Source organism: Paracoccus nototheniae (genome assembly GCF_004335005.1).
Classification (GTDB): Bacteria; Pseudomonadota; Alphaproteobacteria; order Rhodobacterales; family Rhodobacteraceae; genus Paracoccus; species Paracoccus nototheniae.
Map to the genome: position 1 here is coordinate 17,955 of NZ_RQRT01000046.1, position 17,962 is coordinate 35,916.

At 66.4% G+C, this 17,962-nt stretch carries 18 protein-coding genes; 10 read left to right on the forward strand and 8 right to left on the reverse strand.

Going from position 1 to position 17,962, the window contains the following annotated elements; all coding sequences use genetic code 11:
- The first annotated feature begins 96 nt into the window (after positions 1–96).
- The gene (locus EG885_RS15310) at positions 97–1,254 is read left to right on the forward strand and encodes a BCCT family transporter (RefSeq protein WP_131576148.1); all 1,158 of its coding nucleotides are present in this window, start codon (positions 97–99) and stop codon (positions 1,252–1,254) included.
- A 72-nt stretch (positions 1,255–1,326) separates the two neighbouring features.
- Here EG885_RS15310 and EG885_RS15315 read toward each other — a convergent pair whose 3' ends face one another.
- Together EG885_RS15315 and EG885_RS15320 are read right to left on the reverse strand one after the other, a co-directional pair.
- Positions 1,327–1,662, reverse strand: coding sequence for a hypothetical protein (locus EG885_RS15315; protein WP_131576150.1), 336 nt, complete (start codon positions 1,660–1,662; stop codon positions 1,327–1,329).
- A 130-nt stretch (positions 1,663–1,792) separates the two neighbouring features.
- Positions 1,793–3,649, reverse strand: coding sequence for an extracellular solute-binding protein (locus EG885_RS15320; RefSeq protein ID WP_379107126.1), 1,857 nt, complete (start codon positions 3,647–3,649; stop codon positions 1,793–1,795).
- Between the two features lie 262 nt (positions 3,650–3,911).
- Here EG885_RS15320 and EG885_RS15325 point away from each other — a divergent pair, with 262 nt between their 5' ends.
- Positions 3,912–4,694, forward strand: coding sequence for a 3-hydroxybutyrate dehydrogenase (locus EG885_RS15325; protein ID WP_131576152.1), 783 nt, complete (start codon positions 3,912–3,914; stop codon positions 4,692–4,694).
- A gap of 193 nt (positions 4,695–4,887) precedes the next feature.
- Here the strand turns inward: EG885_RS15325 and EG885_RS15335 are convergent, their stop codons facing one another.
- Both EG885_RS15335 and EG885_RS15340 read right to left on the reverse strand, forming a co-directional pair.
- On the reverse strand, positions 4,888–5,268 hold the full coding sequence (locus EG885_RS15335) for a baeRF12 domain-containing protein (RefSeq protein ID WP_131576156.1): 381 nt from the start codon (positions 5,266–5,268) through the stop codon (positions 4,888–4,890).
- A 53-nt stretch (positions 5,269–5,321) separates the two neighbouring features.
- Positions 5,322–6,524, reverse strand: a complete 1,203-nt coding sequence (locus tag EG885_RS15340; RefSeq protein WP_131576158.1) for a pyridoxal phosphate-dependent aminotransferase — start codon at positions 6,522–6,524, stop codon at positions 5,322–5,324.
- Positions 6,525–6,611: 87 nt separating this feature from the next.
- Here EG885_RS15340 and EG885_RS15345 point away from each other — a divergent pair, with 87 nt between their 5' ends.
- From EG885_RS15345 to EG885_RS15355, 3 genes are all read left to right on the forward strand, one after another.
- Positions 6,612–6,956 carry a helix-turn-helix domain-containing protein gene (locus EG885_RS15345; protein WP_131576160.1) on the forward strand — a complete coding sequence of 115 codons (345 nt, stop codon included), beginning with the start codon at positions 6,612–6,614 and terminating at the stop codon, positions 6,954–6,956.
- The gene (locus tag EG885_RS15350) at positions 6,949–7,257 is read left to right on the forward strand and encodes an FAD assembly factor SdhE (RefSeq protein WP_165571159.1); all 309 of its coding nucleotides are present in this window, start codon (positions 6,949–6,951) and stop codon (positions 7,255–7,257) included. Before EG885_RS15345 ends, EG885_RS15350 begins: the two co-directional genes overlap by 8 nt.
- A 229-nt stretch (positions 7,258–7,486) precedes the next feature.
- Entirely contained in the window at positions 7,487–7,900 is a 414-nt protein-coding gene (locus tag EG885_RS15355) for a MarR family winged helix-turn-helix transcriptional regulator (RefSeq protein ID WP_242679692.1), read from the forward strand.
- A 75-nt stretch (positions 7,901–7,975) separates the two neighbouring features.
- Here the strand turns inward: EG885_RS15355 and EG885_RS15360 are convergent, their stop codons facing one another.
- Entirely contained in the window at positions 7,976–8,404 is a 429-nt protein-coding gene (locus EG885_RS15360) for a VOC family protein (protein WP_131576164.1), read from the reverse strand.
- Positions 8,405–8,548: 144 nt separating this feature from the next.
- Between EG885_RS15360 and thyX the strand changes: the two genes are divergently transcribed.
- The 5 genes from thyX to EG885_RS15385 all read left to right on the forward strand — a co-directional run bounded on the left by thyX (position 8,549) and on the right by EG885_RS15385 (position 14,348).
- Positions 8,549–9,454, forward strand: a complete 906-nt coding sequence (gene thyX / locus EG885_RS15365) for an FAD-dependent thymidylate synthase (protein WP_131576166.1) — start codon at positions 8,549–8,551, stop codon at positions 9,452–9,454.
- A gap of 163 nt (positions 9,455–9,617) precedes the next feature.
- Positions 9,618–11,132, forward strand: a complete 1,515-nt coding sequence (locus EG885_RS15370) for an ABC transporter substrate-binding protein (protein ID WP_131576168.1) — start codon at positions 9,618–9,620, stop codon at positions 11,130–11,132.
- Positions 11,129–12,112: an ABC transporter permease gene (locus tag EG885_RS15375; protein WP_242679690.1), complete on the forward strand. Its 984-nt coding sequence runs from the start codon at positions 11,129–11,131 to the stop codon at positions 12,110–12,112. The genes EG885_RS15370 and EG885_RS15375 overlap by 4 nt, the downstream gene beginning before the upstream one ends.
- Complete coding sequence (locus tag EG885_RS15380; RefSeq protein WP_131576170.1) at positions 12,109–12,933, forward strand: ABC transporter permease; 825 nt, start codon at positions 12,109–12,111, stop codon at positions 12,931–12,933. The genes EG885_RS15375 and EG885_RS15380 overlap by 4 nt, the downstream gene beginning before the upstream one ends.
- Positions 12,930–14,348, forward strand: a complete 1,419-nt coding sequence (locus tag EG885_RS15385; RefSeq protein ID WP_131576172.1) for an ABC transporter ATP-binding protein — start codon at positions 12,930–12,932, stop codon at positions 14,346–14,348. Before EG885_RS15380 ends, EG885_RS15385 begins: the two co-directional genes overlap by 4 nt.
- A gap of 6 nt (positions 14,349–14,354) precedes the next feature.
- On the opposite strand, the gene EG885_RS15390 is transcribed toward EG885_RS15385, so the two are convergent.
- The 3 genes from EG885_RS15390 to EG885_RS22775 all read right to left on the reverse strand — a co-directional run.
- Positions 14,355–15,407, reverse strand: a complete 1,053-nt coding sequence (locus EG885_RS15390; protein WP_131576174.1) for a glycosyltransferase — start codon at positions 15,405–15,407, stop codon at positions 14,355–14,357.
- Positions 15,404–16,378 carry a lysylphosphatidylglycerol synthase transmembrane domain-containing protein gene (locus tag EG885_RS15395; RefSeq protein WP_131576176.1) on the reverse strand — a complete coding sequence of 325 codons (975 nt, stop codon included), beginning with the start codon at positions 16,376–16,378 and terminating at the stop codon, positions 15,404–15,406. The genes EG885_RS15390 and EG885_RS15395 overlap by 4 nt, the downstream gene beginning before the upstream one ends.
- The coding region (locus EG885_RS22775) for a sulfatase-like hydrolase/transferase (protein WP_165571160.1) at positions 16,375–17,962 on the reverse strand (1,588 nt) is incomplete at its 5' end. The genes EG885_RS22775 and EG885_RS15395, both read right to left, overlap by 4 nt.

The window sequence follows — 17,962 nt, forward strand, 5'->3', positions numbered from 1 at the left end:
GCCGGTCGTTCCCGGACGGTCGCTGGCCTTGGTCTGCGGCGGATCGGGGCAGGCCGGTTGCCCGTCAACCCTTTGGATGACGAAGAAGGATCGCCCATGACGCCTATCATCACTGTCGCCTATCTCTCTGTTCTGGCCTGCGCGCTGTTCGTCCTGATCCGCTGGCCCCGCCTGCGGCTGCAGGGAGAAGAGCCCGTCGGCCTGTTCACGCTGATCGCCCTGCTGTTCACCGCCGGTCTGGACATGGGTCTGGTCATGCTGCCGCTGGCCGAATTCCCGATTTACGAGGAAGACGCCGCATTCGGGTTCACCAATGCCCTGGCCGTCGAGTTCGGGATGTGGGGGCCGCTGGTCTGGCTGATGTATTTCGTCGCCACCTTTTACTTCATCGCCCTCGAGCCGCGCCTGAAACTGTTCGAGATCGGCGTCGTCAAATGGGTCTATAACCTGACCGTTATCGCGACCTGTTCGTTCACCTGCTATCTGTTCATGACGAACCTGCCCACCTATGCGCCGGGCCTGTCGCAGGGCGCGGTCTGGGCGCTGGTGGTGGTGGTGATCGCCACTGCCGTCATCAGCAGCGGCAATATGGCGATCATGAAATGGCTGGCGATCCTGTCCAGCTATGGGTTCGGGATGCTGGCCTTTACCGCGCTGGCGATGATCGCCTTTGTTTATGCCCGTGTCGATATGGGCGATTTCTTTCGCAATGTCGGACTGTTGGCCGATTATTTCGTGCACCTGCCGCGCTTTGCGGTGCCCATCTCGGATTATCACGAGTTCTACCTGTTCTGGTGGTTCGCCTGGTCCATCATGATCGGGCAATTCGTGGCGCGGTTCGTGGGCGGGCTGATGGTCTGGCATCTGGCGCTGGCGATGGTGGCCCTGCCTGCGATCCCCCTGGGGCTGTGGTTTTCGGTCCTGTTCGTCTATCATCAGGGGGGCGTCGTGATCCCCGGCTGGCTGAACTGGTTCATGATCGCGGTCGGCGTGGTGTTCGTCATCAATTCGCTGGACAGCCTGATCCGGCTCTATTCCGCCAATCTGGGCTGGTCGCGCGACAATCTGGGCGATCGCCGGTATTATCCGCTGCATTTCGGGCTGCAGCTGGCGCTGGTCGGGGCCTATGTGTTCACGCCGTTCCAGATCCAGTGGGTCGGCCTGATCGTCGCCGGGCTATACGGGGTCATCTATGTGATGCTGGCGGGGCGCATTGCGCGGCTGGACGGGATCGGGCGCAGCCCTGCGGCATAGATCCTGGCCAAGACAAAGGCGCCGCCCCGGCAAGGGACGGCGCCTGTCGGTGTCGTGAAAGCGCGTCTGCCGTCAGGTATCGTCGCGGTCGTCGCCATCATCGCCAAAGCGGGCATCGTCGGAATATTCATCCTCGCCCTCGCCCACGAATTTCGACGATAGCGCGATCGAGTGATTGTCATGGACGGGATCCATCACGACATCCGACGGGATCTCTCCGGTCAGCCATTCGCGCAGCTCTTCGCGGATTTCTTCGGGCTCCTGTCCGGTCGCCTCGACCAGATAGGCGACGAAGGCGCGCTGGTCGCCGTCGATCTCGTCCAGATCGCTGTCGTCGGCCTCGGGCCATTTGTCGATGATCGCCTCGTAGAAGGCCGACCAGTTAGCCTGAACATGGTGCCATTTCATCAGTAACCTCCTGTCGGAAGGCCGCCCTGCGCCCATCGCGCGGCCCCGGTAATATCCTCGCCGACGCCGGCGACGGTGTTGCATCCTGCCAGTAAGCCGCAGGCCAGCACTGTAACCCAAATCATCCGCATCAGTTCGTCTCCTGCCACCAGACTTCGGGCAAAAAGCCCGGCCAGTCCCCGTAAACCGGTATTTCGTCGGGATAGTTCAGATCTTTCGCATGGGCCAGCCGTGAAACGGGCGAAAAGCTGACCGGGATCACATAGCGCCCCGTGGTCAGAACCCGGTCCAGCGCCTGCACTGCGGCGGTGAAATCCTCGGCCGTGTCGGACCCGACCATGGCGTCGATCATCGCGCCCGCAGCGGGGCTGTCCATGCCCATCCAGTTGCGGCTGCCGGGCGTCGTGACCCCGTCCGCACCCCAGTACAGCCGCTGTTCGCTGCCCGGGGACAGCGACAAGCCGCGTTCGTACCATGTCATGTCGAACTGATAGTTGTTCGTGCGTTCCACATATTGCGCCGCATCGGTCAGCGTCAGGCGCGGGGTGATCCCAAGCGGGCGCAGCGCCTCGACATAGATGTTCACGATCTGGCGGGTCTCGGATCCGCTGCGCATGGCAGAGCCGTTCTGGTTCAGCAAAATCTCGAAATCGAAGGTCTGGCCCTGATCGTTTTTCAACTGGCCATCCTGAATGGTCCAGCCCGCCTCAGCCATGAGCGCCAGCGCGCGGCGCACGGCGGCGCGGTCCATCGCCCGGTCCGATCCTTCGGGCAGGGCATAGCCCTCCAGCGCGCCGGGGGGAAGGCTGTCCGCAAAGGGCGCCAGCAAGTCCGCCACCCGGCCCGCGGCAGGCCCGTCATCCATTCCCAGCACGGAATTCGAGAAATAGGACGCGATGCGCGGATCGGCCCCGCCATTCAGGGTCTGGTTGATGAAGCGGAAATTGAACATCTCGATCATCGCCTGTCGGACCCGCCAATCGGCAAAGATCGGGTTGCGGGTGTTCATCACCAGCCCGACGATCCCCGAGGGGCGTTCGTTCGCGATCTCGGCCTTGATCACATCGCCGCGCGTGACCAGAGGAAAGTCATATTCGCTGGCCCAGTTCTGGGCCGACAATTCGCGCCAGACGGTGACCTCGCCGGCCTTGAAGGCCTCGAACATGGCATTGGCATCGCCGAAATAATCGTATCGGATCACGTCGAAATTATTCACCCCCGCCATCAGCGGCAGATCGCGGCCCCAGTAATCGGGATTGCGGCGAAAGGTGATCGCGCGGCCCGGATCGACCCGGTCGATGACATAGGCGCCGCTGCCGATGGGCGGTTCCAGCGTCGAGTCGGCGAAATCCTTGCCCGCCCATTGGGCCTGTTTCAGGATCGGGCGCAGGCCCATCAGCAACGGCAATTCGCGGTCGGCTTCGGTGAAGGTCAGCCGGACTTTGCGCGGGCCGGTGGCCTCGATCGCGGCGACCTTGGACCATGCGGCCAGATAGCGGGGATGACCCTCGGTCCCAAGCGTCTCGTATGACCAGATCACGTCTTCGACAGTGACCGGGCTGCCATCGGAAAACGCGGCCTCGGGGCGCAGGGTGAATTCGACCCAGGTGCGGTCGGGCGCCACCTCGATCGTCTCGGCCAGCAGGCCGTACAGCGTGAACGGCTCGTCGATCGACCGCATCATCAGCGATTCGCTGACATGGACGCCCACGCCCCATGCCGCATTGCCTTTCAGAACCCAGGGCTTGAGGCTGTCGAATCCCCCCGGCTCGGCCAGCCGAATCGTTCCCCCTTTCGGGGCGTCCGGATTGGCATAAGGCAGGTGATCGAACCCCTGTGGCAGGGCAGGTTCTCCATAGATTGCAATGCCATGGGCGGGTTCGGCAACGCTTGCCAGAGGCATTGCTGCAACACCGGCCAGCAGGGTGCCCAGCCCCGCAACCATGCCGCCGAGCGCATGATTGTTCAGGTTTTCGAAGATTCGCATCGCCTGCCGCCTTGTCGTTTCTTGTTTGGCCGCATTATCAACAGGCTTGGCCGGGGGGCGTCAACCAAGCGCGCAAGATCGCTGTTGGACTCGGGCGGTTCCTCGCGTATAAATGACCCACTGCTCGATAGGTTTCTTGCCTGTATGAAACCTGCCTCATGACTTGCGCCCGCCTTGTGCGGGCGCCTTTTTTTTTCCATGCTCCGCCGGTCAAACCGGCCCTGCGCGCCTTGTCGCCTGCGGCCCAGTCAAGGAGCAGCCGATGTTTCAGAAATTCCTGAAGGGCAAGACCGCCGTGGTCACCGGGTCCAATTCCGGGATCGGTCTGGGCGTGGCCGAACGTCTGGCCCATGCGGGTGCCGATGTGGTGCTGAACAGCTTTACCGACAGTGATGACGATCGCGCGCTGGCCGAAAAGCTGGCCGCCGAACATGGCGTGACGGTCCGCTATATCCGCGCCGACATGTCCAAGGGCGACGATTGCCGGGCGCTGATCGCGGCGGCGGGGGCCTGCGACATCCTTGTGAACAATGCGGGCATCCAGCATGTCGCCGCGATCCCGGATTTTCCGTCCGAGAAATGGGATGCGGTGATCGCGATCAATTTGTCCTCGGCCTTCCACACCACGGCGGCGGCGCTGCCCTTGATGCGCAAGGCGGGCTGGGGGCGGGTGATCAACATCGCATCCGCCCATGGGCTGACCGCCAGCCCCTATAAATCGGCCTATGTCGCGGCCAAGCATGGCATTGTCGGGCTGACCAAGGTGACCGGTCTGGAAACCGCAAGAGAGCCGATCACCGCCAATGCCATCTGTCCGGGCTATGTGCTGACCCCGCTTGTGGAATCGCAGATCCCCGACACGATGGCGAAATACGGCATGGACCGCGACGAGGTCATCGAAAAAGTCCTGCTGGAACGTCAGCCCTCCAAGGAATTCGCCACCACCGATCAACTGGGCGATACCGCCGTGTTCCTGTGCAGCGATGCGGCGGCACAAATCACCGGCACGACGATCAGCGTCGATGGCGGCTGGACCGCACTCTGACATCGGCGGAACCGCAGACCGCCCCGGATCGTTGCGCTTCACCATTATGTGAGGAGAAGGTGATGAAGGGTATCGTGGCGTGGTTTCTGGGGGTTCCGGTCGTTGTGATCGTCGTCCTGTACGTTCTCGGCGTCTTTTGACGTAAAAAAAACGCCCCGCGGTTGCGGGGCGTTTTTCATTCGGAAAAGGCAGATCAGTTCAGGCTGTTCTGGATCGTCTGCATGTCGGAATTCGTCAGCGTCTTGGCGACTTCCTTGCGCAGACGCATCTGCAGTTCCTTGTGATAATGCTTGCGCATGATCCCAAGCGTCGAGGGATCGGCGATGATCGCGATATCCTCGATCTTGTTCTTCAGGACCATCGCATTCAGGTGCTTGGTCAGCTGAATGGCGAAACCGGCCTCTTCCTCGTCACGGGGCGAGATTTCGTCCAGCTTCGCGCTTGGGCCTTGGGTCAGGCTGTCGGGCGTGACTTTCTCTGTCTCGGACAGTTCCAGCCCCTGCTTGGCGTTGTTGCGATAGATGGTGGCGGAATGGCCGTCTGCGACGACCACCACAGCTTTGTGGGGCAGCATTGAAAGCTCCTTCTTGACTGCTCGTTCGGGGCCTCAACGCGGGGCGGGCGGGCCTAGTTGCAGCCCTCGCAAAAGCGGCGGATGCGCGCCACCGCATCGACCAACACCTCATCCGCCGTCGCGTAGGAGATGCGGAAATGCGGCGACAGGCCAAAGGCCGCGCCAAAGACGACCGCCACGCCCTGTTCGTCCAGCAACGCATTGGCAAAAGCCTCGTCGTTGTCGATCAGCGTGCCGCCCGCGCTGGTTTTGCCGATCAGCCCGGCCATCGACGGATAGACATAGAACGCCCCCTGCGGCACCGGGCAGTCGAGGCCCGGGCAGGCGTTCAGCCCCGCCACCACCAGATCGCGGCGCCGCTGGAACACCGCGCGGCTGTCGCGGATGTAATCCTGTGGGCCGGTCAGCGCGGCCTCGGCGGCATATTGGCTGATCGAGCTGGGATTGCTGGTCGATTGCGACTGCAGCTTGGCCATCGCCTTGATCAGAACCTCGGGGGCGGCGCCATAGCCGATCCGCCAGCCGGTCATGGCATAGGATTTGCTGACCCCGTTCATGGTCAGCACCCGGTCCTTCAGGCGCGGCTCGACCTCTGCGGGCGTGCAGAATTCGAAATCGTCGAACACCAGATGCTCATAGATGTCATCGGCCAGCACCCAGACCTGGGGATGGCGCAGCAGCACATCGCACAGCGCCAGCATGGCTGCGCGGTCATAGCCCGCCCCCGAGGGGTTCGAGGGCGAATTCAGGATCAGCCATTTGGTGCGCGGCGTGATCGCCGCCTCCAGCGCCTCTGGCGTCAGCCGGAACCCGGCGGCCTGATCGCATTCCACGATGACCGGCGTCCCGCCCGCCAGCAGCACCATGTCGGGATAGCTGACCCAATAGGGGGCGGGCACGATCACCTCGTCGCCCTCCTCCAGTGTGGCCATCAGCGCGTTGAACAGGATCTGCTTGCCACCGGTGCCCACGGTGATCTGCGCGGACGTGTAATCCAGCCCGTTTTCCCGCGCGAACTTGTCCACGATGGCCCGTTTCAGGCTGGGCGTGCCGTCAACCGCGGTATAACGCGTATGGCCCGCATCGATCGCGGCCTTGGCGGCCTCGCGGATCGACAAAGGCGTGTCGAAATCGGGTTCGCCTGCCGACAGGCTGATGATGTCGCGGCCCTCGGCCTTCAACGCGGCGGCGCGGCCGGTCATGGCGATCGTGGGAGAGGGCTTGATCCGGGCCATCCGGTCGGAAATGAACGCCATGCGGGCACCTTTCGTCTGTCGGTTTGAACTGTCGGCCCGCATGGCATACGCTGGTGCACACAGTGCCACAAGCGGGGGACGCGACCGATGGACAGCTATGCCGAGCCGATGGCCACCCTGGGCGACCGCCTGACGGCTGCGCGCGAAGGCGCCGGTCTGCCGATCGCCGCCATGGCCGAGGCGCTTGGCCTGCGCCCCGAAACCCTGGAAGGGTGGGAGGTCGATCAGGCCGAACCCACCGCCAGCCTGATGGGACGGATCGCCACAGTCACCGGCGTATCGCCCGTCTGGCTGTTGACGGGGCAGGGTCCAGGCCCGAAAGACGATCATGCGGGGGCCCTGATGCGGGCCGAGCTGGCCGATCTGCGCCGTCTTCTGGCCGAGGCCAGCGCCCGCGTCGAACGTCTGGAAGAGGCATTGTCGCATGGCTGAGACGACCGAGACCGCCCCGCACCGTCTGAAACGCCTGCATATGCGCAGCTGGCGGCGCGGGATGAAGGAAATGGATCTGATTCTGGGCCATTTCGCCGATGATCATCTGGCCGATCTGGGGCCGGACGATCTGGATCTGTACGAACGGATGCTGGCCGAGAACGATCAGGATCTGTATCTGTGGGTGACCGCCCGCATCGGCGAGGGGCCGGGCCCCGACCGGGGTGCGCCCGCGATGTTCGCACCTCTGCTGGACCGGATCGCGACCCATGCCGGGACGCGCTTTGCGGCAAGCCGTTAAAATCCAAGCTAACCTGTCCGGGATGCAGGCGAAATATCTGTGCGGAAATTAACCGAAGTTTGTTGGTTTTCCGGTCATTGTCCAGACAAGCCGAACTGGACAGGATCGACCGCCCATGCTTTCCCCTGCACCTCGCGACCCGCGACCGATCCGTGAATCCGTTCTGGCCGATATCCCGGTCGCCGAACTGACCGAGGCGTATCTTGAGACGTTGCAGCTGCTGGAGCGGATGCACCGGCTGATGCTGGATCTGGTCAAGGATGAATTCGAACGCCTGCGCCGGGGGGATCTGACGCCGGTGCAGGCGATGATCCTGTACAATCTGGGCGAGGCCGAGGTGTCGGCCGGCGAGCTGCGGTCTCGCGGCATGTATCAGGGATCGAATGTCAGCTATAATCTGAAAAAGCTGGTCGCGATGGGTTATGTCCATCACGAACGCTGCGATCTGGACCGCCGTTCGGTCCGCGTCCGGCTGACGCCCGACGGGCAGGAGATCCGCGATCAGGTCCGCCAGATGTTCATCCGCCATGCCGAAGGGCTGGCCATGTCGGGCGTTCTGGAAGACCCGCCGCTGGATCAGGTCAATCTGCAATGCCGCCGGATCGAACGGTTCTGGGTGGACCAGATCCGGTATATCTATTGACCGGGCGACTGACGGTGCATCCCCCCGCTCATGGGGTAATCCCCGGCCAATGACCTATGGCCGGGGGACTTGGCCTTACCAGCTGCCAGTGTTTTCCATGCTGGCCCAGGGCTCTTGCGGGGGCAGGGCATCGCCCTCTTGCAGCAGCTCGATCGAGATATTGTCGGGGCTGCGCACAAAGGCCATGTGGCCGTCGCGCGGGGGGCGGTTGATGGTCACGCCCGCATCCTGCAGCGTCTGGCACATCTCATAGATATTGCCGACCCGATAGGCCAGATGGCCGAAATGGCGGCTGTCCGACGGCAGGCCTTCGTCGCCATCCCAGTTATGGGTCAGTTCGACCGGGCATTCCGGCTGTCCCGGAGGCGCCATGAACACAAGGCTGAAGCGGCCCTTGTCATTGTCGATGCGGCGGGTCTCCTCCAGCCCCAGCAGGCGGAAAAATTCCATCGTCTTGTCAAGGTCCTGCACGCGGACCATCGTGTGAAGATAGCGGATGTTCATGGCATACTCCTGTCTTGTCGGCCCAGCCTGTCACGGCGGGTCACGCGCTTCAACACGCCATCACGGCGGTGCGTTCCGTGTTGTCCAGCCGGGTGAGTTGACTTAGGACAAGGGCCACCGCACCGCCCCAAAGGACCGTTCGCCATGCCCGTGACCCCCGACCAGCAGGCCGAGATCGACCAGCAGCGCAGCACCACCCGCCAGACCCTGCGCGCGGTGTCCGAAGGGATGGAGGCGCATCTTTATGTCGCCCATCCGGTGCTGGATCATGGTCTGGTGCGCGTCGTCGATTACATGGGCGACGATGCGGCGATCTGTCAGGCGGCGCGGGTCAGCTATGGCACCGGCACCAAGTCGGTGCAGAATGACGAAGGGCTGATCCGCTATCTGATGCGGCACTGGCATTCGACGCCCTTCGAGATGTGCGAGGTCAAGCTGCATGTTAAGTTGCCGGTTTTCGTCGCGCGCCAGTGGATCCGTCACCGCACCGCCAATGTGAACGAATATTCCGGGCGCTATTCGATCCTCGACCGGGAATTCTATATCCCCGCGCCCGAACATCTGGCCGCGCAATCCTCGCTGAACCATCAGGGCCGAGGCGAGGTGCTGCAGGGCGCCGAGGCCGCGCGGGTGCTGGACCTTCTGCGCGAGGATGCGATGCGCAGCTATGACAGCTATGAATCCATGCTGTCACAGGACGGCCAGCAGGGTCTGGCGCGGGAGCTGGCGCGCATGAACCTGCCCGCCAATATCTATACCCAGTGGTATTGGAAGGTCGATCTGCACAACCTGCTGCATTTCCTGCGTCTGCGTGCCGATGCCCATGCGCAATACGAAATCCGCGCCTATGCCGACGTGATCTGCGACATCACCCGCGATTGGGTGCCCGCCGCTTTCAATGCCTTCCGCGATTACCGGATGGACGCCGTCAGCCTGTCGGCGCAGGCCAAGACGGTGCTGAAGCGCCGTCTGGCAGGCGAAGTCGTGACGCAGGAGACATCGGGCATGGGCGCCCGGGAATGGCGCGAATTCCAGCAGATCTGGGACTGATCCGACCTTCACAAGACTGCCATCCTCATCAGACTGCCACCATCATCAGACCGGGGTCGCCACGCGGCCCCGGTTTTTGCATGTCGGCTGTCAAATTACGGCCCGCCCCAGTTGCAGCTCTGCAAGAGTAATGTAATAGCATCACAAAACCATGGAGTTTGCGATGCGCCCCCTTCTGCCCCTGATCCTTGCCGCCCCGATCCTTGCAGTCCTGAGCGCCACGCCCGCGCTTGCCGATGATGGCGTGCTGGATGTCGTCGCCCCGTTCGAGATCAAGGGCGCCGATCCCTCGACCTCGGGCAATATCCTGATCAAGATGGAGCTGGCCGAGACGCTGGTGAATGCCGCACCCGACGGGCGGTTGCTGCCGGGGCTGGCGACCGAATGGCAGGTGTCGGATGACGGATTGTCCTGGCTGTTCCGCCTGCGCCCCGATGTCCAGTTTCACGACGGCACGCCGATGACGGCCCAAGCGGTGGCCGATGCGCTGATCCATGCCCGCGCCAAGCCGGGCCTGCTGGACACCGCGCCCATCGCTACCATCGCCCCCGAAGGCGACGATCTGCGCATCACCCTGACTGAACCTTTTGCGCCTCTGCCCGCCGTCCTGTCGGAATATCGCGCGCTGATCATGGCGCCGGCCGCCTATGACGCCTTGGGGGTGGCGGTCGAGGTGATCGGCACCGGCCCCTATCGGCTGACCGCCATGGTCCAGCCCCTGTCGCTGGCCGCCGAACGGTTCGATGGCTATTGGGGCGAGCCCGCCCGTATCGACCGCGTCACCTATCAGGCCGTGGGCCGGGCCGAGACGCGCGCCCTGCTGGCCGAAAGCGGCGATGCCGATTACGTTTTCAATCTGGACCCGGCCTCGGTCCGCCGGCTGAGCGATGTGGACAGCGTCGAGGTTCTGTCGGTCCCCATCCCGCGGTCGCTGCTGATCAAGGTGAATGCGGGGCACCCGGCGCTGTCGGACCCGCGCGCGCGGCAGGCTTTGTCGATGGCCATCGACCGGCAGGGGCTGGCGCAGGCGATCCTGCGTTACCCTGCGGGCGCCGATCAGCTGTTCCCGCCCTCGGTCGCCCAGTGGCATGTCGAGGGGTTGGCGCCTTTGACCTATGACCCGGACGGGGCGCGCGCGCTGCTGGCCGATCTGGGCTGGACGCCCGGCCCCGATGGCATCCTGACCCGCGACGGCGAACGCCTCGGCCTGACGCTGACGACCTATCCCGACCGGCCCGAACTGCCGCTGTCGGCGGCGGTGATCCAGCAGATGCTGGGCCAGATCGGGGTCGCGGTCACCATCGATTCGACCAATTCCAGCGAAATCCCGGTGCGCCATGCCGATGGCTCGCTGGATCTGGCGCTGCTGGCGCGGAACTTCGCGCTGGTGCCCGATCCGATCGGCACGATCCTGACCGATTACGCGCAGGACGGCGATTGGGGCGCGATGGGCTGGCAGAATGCGGAGTTCACCACGCTGATCGTCGATCTGGCGGCAGGGCAGGGCGGCCAGTCGCAGCGCGATCGGGCGATGGGCATCCTGCAGGCGGAACTGCCGGTCATTCCGGTCGCCTGGTATCAGCAGACAGCCGCCGTCAGCCGCGGCGTGACCGGCGCGGTGATCGATCCGTTCGAACGCAGCATCGGCCTGTCGCAAATGGACTGGGTGCCCGAATGATGGGGAAAGCAATCACCGGGCAAGCAATCCTTGGGCCGGGCCCGATCCGCAACGCGGTCGCCTATCGGCTGGCGCAGGCGCTGGTCGTGGCGCTGCTGGTCGGCGTGCTGACCTTTCTGATGATGCAGGCGCTGCCGGGCGACATGGCCTTTCGCATTGCGGCGGGGCGATACGGTTATGACATGGTCGATGCGGCGGCGGCCGATGCGGTGCGGGCCGAGCTGGGGCTGGACCGCCCGGCATGGCAGGCCTTCCTGATCTGGCTGGGCGATCTGGCGCGGCTGGATCTGGGCGTCTCGGTTATCTCGGGGCGTCCGGTGATCGACGAGATCCGCCACCAGCTGGGCGCCAGCCTGCAACTGGCCGGGGTGGCGGTGCTGCTGTCGGCGCTGATCGGGCCGCCGCTTGGCATTCTGGCGGGTTTGCGGGCCGGGGGCTGGCTGGACCGGTCGCTGCTGGTCGTATCGTCCGCGCTGCGGGCGGTGCCGCAGTTCCTGATGGGGCTGATGCTGATCGTGCTGCTGTCGATCGAGCTGGGCTGGCTGCCTGCGGCGGGCCATGGCCGGGCCGAACATCTGATCCTGCCCGCGCTGACGCTGGCGCTTGGGCTGGCGGCGGTGTCTGCCCGGGTGGCGCGCGATGCGATGGCCGGGGTCGCGGCGCGGCCCTTTTATGCCTTTGGCCGCTGGAAGGGCCTGTCCGAGGGGCAGATGCTGCGCCGCCACGGTCTGCGCAATATCGGCGTCGCGCTGGTCACCTTTCTGTCGCTGCAATTCGTGATGCTGGTCGAAGGCGTGGTTGTGGTCGAGGCGATCTTCGGCTGGCCCGGCATCGGCCATGCGCTGGTCCATGCGATCTTCGGGCGCGACATCCCGATGGTGCAGGGCACGGCGCTTCTGCTGGGGCTGGGATTCGTGGCGCTGAACGCGGCGACCGACCTGTTGGCCCATCTGATCGACCCCAGAGGAGCCCGGACATGAGCCTTTCCGACGCCACCCTGACCCCCGCCCCGGCGCGGGGCCCGACGCGCGCGCAATGGGCGGGCGGGGCGATCCTGATCCTTGTCGCGGGCTTTGCATGGGGCGCGCCGCTGCTAGTGCCCGGCGACCCGCTTGGTCAAAGCCTGCTGAACAGCCTTGGCCCGCCCGATGCGGCGGCGCCTTTCGGCTATGACCATCTGGGACGCTCGCTGATGGCGCGGCTGGCGGCGGCTTTGCGGCTGTCGCTGGTGCTGGCGGCGGCGGCGGTGATCTCGGCCGGAATCCTTGGCGTGGCCCTGGGCGTGCTGGCCGCATGGCGGGGCGGCTGGACCGACCGGGGATTAAGCCTGATGTCGGACAGCGTGCTGGCACTGCCCGGCCTCTTGATGGTGCTAATCATGGGCGCGATCATCCCCGACACCGCGCTGGCCTTCTGGATCGGTCTGACGCTGGTTCTGTGGGTCGAATATTTCCGCCTGACCCGCGCCGCCTGCGCCCGCCTGCTGGCCGCGCCGGGGGTGCAGGCCAGCAGGCTGCTGGGCTTTGGGCCGGTCTATGTCTTTCGCCGCCATCTGTGGCCGGAGCTGGCGCCGATGCTGCTGACGGTCGCGGCCTTCGGGGCGGCGACGGCGATCATGCTGGTCGCGGCGCTTGGCTTCGTCAGCGTCGGCTTTCGCGCCCCGCGCCCCGAGCTGGGCCAGATGATGGTCGAGCTGCTGCCCTATTACCGCGAGGCACCGATGGCGCTGTTCGCCCCGGTCATCGCGATCTTTCTGACCATTCTGGCCCTGAACCTGATTGCCCAAGGACGCCGCGCATGAGTTTGCTGTTATCTGCCACCGACATCTCGGTCCATGCGGGGGGGCGGATGCTGGTCAGTCCCACCTCGCTGGCGCTGCAGGCGGGGTGTCCGCTGACCATTCTGGGCGAAACCGGATCGGGCAAAAGCCTGCTGGCGCAGGCGGTGATCGGCACGCTGCCGGGCGGCCTGTCCGCCCGCGGGCAGGTCCGGGTGTCGGGGCAGGTGCTGGACGCCGCCCGCCCGGGCGGTTTTCGCCCGCTATGGGGCCGCACGCTTGGGGTGCTGCCGCAGGAACCCTGGCTGGCGCTGGACCCGCTGATGCCCGCCAAGGCGCAGGTGGCCGAGGGGCATGCGCTGGTGCAGGGCGACCCCTGGGGACAGGCCCACATGGCGGCGCAGGATGATCTGGACCAGCTGGGGCTGGCGCAGGCGGGCGACCGGCGCCCCGGTCAGCTGTCCGGCGGCATGGCCCAACGCGTGGCCTTTGCCGCCGCCCGGGCCGGTGGCGCGCGCATCCTGATCGCGGACGAGCCGACCAAGGGCCTTGATGCCGACCGCCGGGACGAGATCTGCGCCCTGCTGCTGGCCGGGGCCGCGCGGGATGGCGGTTTGTTGACCATCACCCATGATCTGGCGCTGGCCCGGCAACTGGGCGGCGATCTGATGGTCGTGCTGGGCGGTCGGGTGATCGAACAGGGACCGGCGGCGCAGATCCTGTCGGCGCCCGGCCATGATTATACCCGCGCGCTGATCGCCGCCGACCCGGCCCGCTGGCCACGCCAGACGCCGCGCCCGGCCCAGGGCGCGCCGGTTCTGCAGGCATCGGACCTGTCGGCCAGCCGGGGCGGGCGGGTGCTGTTTTCGGGCGTGCATATCGCCCTGCATCCGGGCCAGATTCTGGGCGTCACCGGGCCAAGCGGCTGCGGAAAATCGACGCTTGGCGACACGCTGCTGGGTCTGGCGCGGCCCGATGCCGGCCATGTCACGCGCGCGCCGGGCGTGGCGGCGGTGCGGTATCAGAAGCTGTATCAGGATCCGCCAAGCGCTTTTCCCCGCGCGGTGACGCTTGGCCGGGCGCTGTCCGATCTGGTCGCGCGGCATCGTCTGGACCCGTCCCGCATCGCACCCCTGCTGGAGTGGTTGCGGCTGGCCCCCGGCCTGCTGACGCGCCGCCCCTCGGACGTCTCGGGAGGAGAGCTGCAGCGGCTGGCCCTGCTGCGCGTCCTGCTGCTGGACCCGGTCTTTCTGTTCGCAGATGAGCCGACCTCGCGCCTCGATCTGATCACCCAGGCCGAGGTGACGCGGCTGATGACAGCGATCGCGCGCGAGACGGGGATGGGGCTGATGATCGTCAGCCATGACGCCGAACTGATCGCCCGGACCTGCGACAGCACCATCGCGCTGGATGGCGGCGGGATGGCCCGCGCCGCCTGAGGGGCCTTACAGCCCGTCCAGCACCGCGCCCGCTGCAAGGGCGGCATCGGACCAGCCGGGCAACGCGTTCCCGGCCCGCAGCGCGGCTGCGGCATGGCGGGCGCGGGCGGCGGGATCGGCCAGCATCACGCGCAGCGCATCGGCCAGTGCCGCCACGTCATCCGGGGCGACCAGCAGACCCGCATCGCCCGGCACGGTGTCGGGCACGGCGCCGGTGCGGGTGCTGACGATGGGCAGGCCATGCGACAGCGCCTCGTCAAAGACGATGCCATAGCCTTCGTACCGGGTGGCCAGCGCAAAGACCGAGGCGTTGCGGTACAGTTGCGCCAGCTGCGCGTCATCGACCCGTCCGGCCAGATGCAGGCGCGATGACAGGCCGCTGTCGCGGATCTGCATCTGCAGGGCGGTGACGTGGTCTGCGTCCCAAGGATTGCCCGCAATGACCGCCTGCCAGTCCAGATCGGCCAGCCGCGCCAGCGCCGCGATCAGCACGTCATGGCCCTTGCGCGGATGCAGGATGCCCACCGACAGGATCAGCGGCGGGTTGGGCTTGGCCGTCGCCGGAACCGGGGCGGGCCGGTCGGTGCCGGGGCGCACCACGGTGATGCGGTCTGCGGGAACGTCATAGCGGTCGATCAGCATCGCACGGGTATGGGGGCTGGGGACCAGCACATGGCGGGCATAAGACAGGTTCGCCCGCTCGGTCCGCCACAGATGGGCGGCCAGATCGTCGGGCAGGGCGCTTTCCTGCGCCAGAGGGTGGTGGATCATCGCCACGATCGGCGCCCGGATCGCCGCCACACCGGCAGGGTCCAGCGCGCCGAATGCCAGCCCGTCGATGATCACCGGCTGGTCGGGCGACAGCGCCTGCAGTTGGTCCAAAGCCTGCGCCATGTCGGGCGCCGGCGGGGTCGGAAAGCTGTCCGGCAAGGCGAGGATCTGAACCTGCCGCCCTTGGGCGCGCAACCCCTCGACCAGACGGCGGTCATAGAGATAACCGCCGGTCAGGGTGGTGATGTCGCCGGGCAGGGCGAAGGCAAGAGAACGGGGATCGGTCACGGATCAGCCTGTGCGGGAAGGGTTGAGGGAAGATGCTGGGGTGACATGCGAGTCGGCAGATGCCGCGCGCGGCGGTCCATCAGCAGGACCAGAAGACCCGGCAGGGTGCTGGCCAGAAAGATCAGTCCAAAGGCCAGACTGGCGGCCATGCCCGCCTGTGCGCTGGCGCCGATCAGCGGGAACAGACCCGCCGCCGCACCCTCGCGCAGGCCCCATCCGCTGACGGTCACGGGCAGGATCATGGTCAGCAGGATCAGCGGCACCAGCACGGCCACCGCGACCGGAGCCATTTCGGTGCCGGTGGCGCGGGCGCAAAAGGCAAAGGCCGCAAGGTTGGCGGCGGTGATGGCCAGGTTCAGGCCGATCTGGGCAGGCAGGGCGCGGCGGTTCAGCAGCGTGACCCGCAATGCCGCGCGCAGATCGCGGGCCGCACGTCCGGCCCGGCCCGACAGGCGCCCCGCGCCGCCGACCGCCAGCGCCATGGCGACGCCGCAGGCCAGCGCCGCGCCGATCAGCCCCATGACCCATGCGGGCAGGACCAGCCCGCCCGGCATCAGCGTCACGATCAGCGCGCCGCAGGCCAGCGTCAGGAACAGGGTCACCTGACCGGCCAGACGCTCGATCGCGACGGCGGCCCCGGCGCGCTTCAGCCCGGCCTGATGGCGGGCGCGGACCGCGCGGCCCGCATCGCCGAGGACGCCGCCGGGCAGCGACTGGTTGACCACCTGCGCCAGATAATACTCGCCCACCGCCCGGCCCATCGGGATGGTCTGTCCCAGCTGGCGCGCGGTGATCCGCCAGCGCAGCGCCGACAGCACCGTCTGCGCGGTCAGCGCCAGCATCGCCAGCGCCAGCCAGCGCGGATCGGCCTGCGCCAACAGGCGCAGCGCCTGCGCCCCATCAAGGCCCACCCACAACAAGGTCATGACCCCAAGGGCCACACCGATCTGTATCATCCGCGTCATATTCATGCAGGAGGCACGTCGCCCCCTCCGGAAAAGTTGCGCAGAAACAGGTCGCGGACCGATTCCATCGGCAGGGCCGGGCTGCCCGGTTCCGGGATCAAACCCTCTGACAGACCCCATCCGGCGGTCAGCGCGACCAGCGCGGCGGGGCCGATGACATGGACCGGAACCTGACGCCGTTCGTCCAGCCCGATGGATGTGGCGGCCTGATGGTCGCCGATGACCATGATCAGCGGCGCGTCATCGCCCTGCCGCGCGGCATAGTCCAGGACCGCGCGCAGGCTGTAATCGACGGTGTCGCGATATTGCGCCCGCACCCGGTCGCGGTCGCGCCAGACGACATTGGGCGGATCGCCCGATTGCGCCATCCGGTCGAATTCGGTCCCGTCGCCCACGTCGTCCCAGTCCAGCATCCACGGCACCGGCGTCCATGGCGCATGGGACGAAATCAGCGCGATCTGCGCAAACAGGCGGCGCGGATCGCTGCCATCGCGCAACAGCCGGTCGGTGGCGGCCAGCGTGAACTGGTCGGGCATGGTGACCCAATGGAAGGGCTGGCCGCGATAGCCCAGATCGGGCGCGGCCAGAATACGGTCGAACCCCATGGTCGCGGCCTCGGGCCAGGGGCGCACGATGGCGGGCATGACGGCGGCAGTGCGGAACCCGGCGGCGGCAGCATGGTGAAACAGCGTCTGGCGCCCGCTGACGATGGCCGCCTGATAGCGGGTCTGATCGTCGATCCTCAGCCCGTTGGCCAGCGCCGCATGGGCCAGCCAGCTTTGCCCCCCATGGGTCGGAGAGGTCAGAAACCCCGAGGCCATCGCCAGCCCCTGCGCGGACAGGATCTGCTGCCCCTCGGACAGGGTCTGCAGGTGCTTCGCGGCGAAGAACTCGGTGTCAAAGCTGGTCCGGCCATAGCTTTCGACAAAAATCACCAGAACGTCGCGGTCGATGCGGGCCAGGGGGTCTTGCAGCCCGGTCAAAGCCTCGGTCCCGACCTCGCGGCGAAAGCGGCGCAGCTCGGACAGGGTGCGCAGGGCCAGCTCGCCCCGATCCTGCGAATAGATGAAGGTCGCGGGGACAAGCGCGGGCAGTCGGGGTGATGGCGCAAGGGTCACCGCCGCCGCCACCAGCAGCGCGCCGCCAAGGCTGACGCCCCGCAGCCAACCAGCCCGGGGGCTGGCGCGCGACAGCACCCCCATCGCCCACCACAGCCCCGCCAGGATCAGCGCGGTGGCGACCAGCGCCCCGAACACGGCGCCGAACGCTGCAGGCTTGCCCAGACTGCCCGCGATCAGCCGGACCGAGGCGTCGATCAGCGGCAGATCCCCTACCGGGTTGAACCGCCGCCCCAGACTTTCCAGCATCGCCAGATCGGCCACCTTCAGCACCGTGACCAGCCCCAGCCCCGCCGTCACCGCCACCCGCAGCGCGGTGCCCGCAAAGCCGCGCCCGATGGCCAGCGCGGCCAGCACCAGAACGACCAGCTCGGGCGTCGGCAGGGCAAAGGCCTGCCATCCGAACCGGTCCAGCTGCGCGGGCAGGGCGATCAGCAGGTGGATGACAAGAAGGGCGGGCAGCAGCAGCCAT

Excerpts from the sequence above, each read along its gene's own strand:
- EG885_RS15355 (WP_242679692.1), top strand. The coding sequence starts at position 7,487 with ATGCACCGGCTGATGCTGGATCTGGTCAAGGATGAATTCGAACGCCTG.
- EG885_RS15310 (WP_131576148.1), top strand. The coding sequence starts at position 97 with ATGACGCCTATCATCACTGTCGCCTATCTCTCTGTTCTGGCCTGCGCG.
- EG885_RS15360 (WP_131576164.1), bottom strand. The coding sequence starts at position 8,404 with ATGAACATCCGCTATCTTCACACGATGGTCCGCGTGCAGGACCTTGAC.
- EG885_RS15325 (WP_131576152.1), top strand. The coding sequence starts at position 3,912 with ATGTTTCAGAAATTCCTGAAGGGCAAGACCGCCGTGGTCACCGGGTCC.
- EG885_RS15315 (WP_131576150.1), bottom strand. The coding sequence starts at position 1,662 with ATGAAATGGCACCATGTTCAGGCTAACTGGTCGGCCTTCTACGAGGCG.
- EG885_RS15345 (WP_131576160.1), top strand. The coding sequence starts at position 6,612 with ATGGACAGCTATGCCGAGCCGATGGCCACCCTGGGCGACCGCCTGACG.
- EG885_RS15380 (WP_131576170.1), top strand. The coding sequence starts at position 12,109 with ATGAGCCTTTCCGACGCCACCCTGACCCCCGCCCCGGCGCGGGGCCCG.
- EG885_RS15335 (WP_131576156.1), bottom strand. The coding sequence starts at position 5,268 with ATGCTGCCCCACAAAGCTGTGGTGGTCGTCGCAGACGGCCATTCCGCC.
- EG885_RS15320 (WP_379107126.1), bottom strand. The coding sequence starts at position 3,649 with ATGCGAATCTTCGAAAACCTGAACAATCATGCGCTCGGCGGCATGGTT.
- thyX (WP_131576166.1), top strand. The coding sequence starts at position 8,549 with ATGCCCGTGACCCCCGACCAGCAGGCCGAGATCGACCAGCAGCGCAGC.
- EG885_RS15370 (WP_131576168.1), top strand. The coding sequence starts at position 9,618 with ATGCGCCCCCTTCTGCCCCTGATCCTTGCCGCCCCGATCCTTGCAGTC.
- EG885_RS15340 (WP_131576158.1), bottom strand. The coding sequence starts at position 6,524 with ATGGCGTTCATTTCCGACCGGATGGCCCGGATCAAGCCCTCTCCCACG.
- EG885_RS15385 (WP_131576172.1), top strand. The coding sequence starts at position 12,930 with ATGAGTTTGCTGTTATCTGCCACCGACATCTCGGTCCATGCGGGGGGG.
- EG885_RS15350 (WP_165571159.1), top strand. The coding sequence starts at position 6,949 with ATGGCTGAGACGACCGAGACCGCCCCGCACCGTCTGAAACGCCTGCAT.
- EG885_RS15395 (WP_131576176.1), bottom strand. The coding sequence starts at position 16,378 with ATGAATATGACGCGGATGATACAGATCGGTGTGGCCCTTGGGGTCATG.
- EG885_RS15375 (WP_242679690.1), top strand. The coding sequence starts at position 11,129 with ATGATGGGGAAAGCAATCACCGGGCAAGCAATCCTTGGGCCGGGCCCG.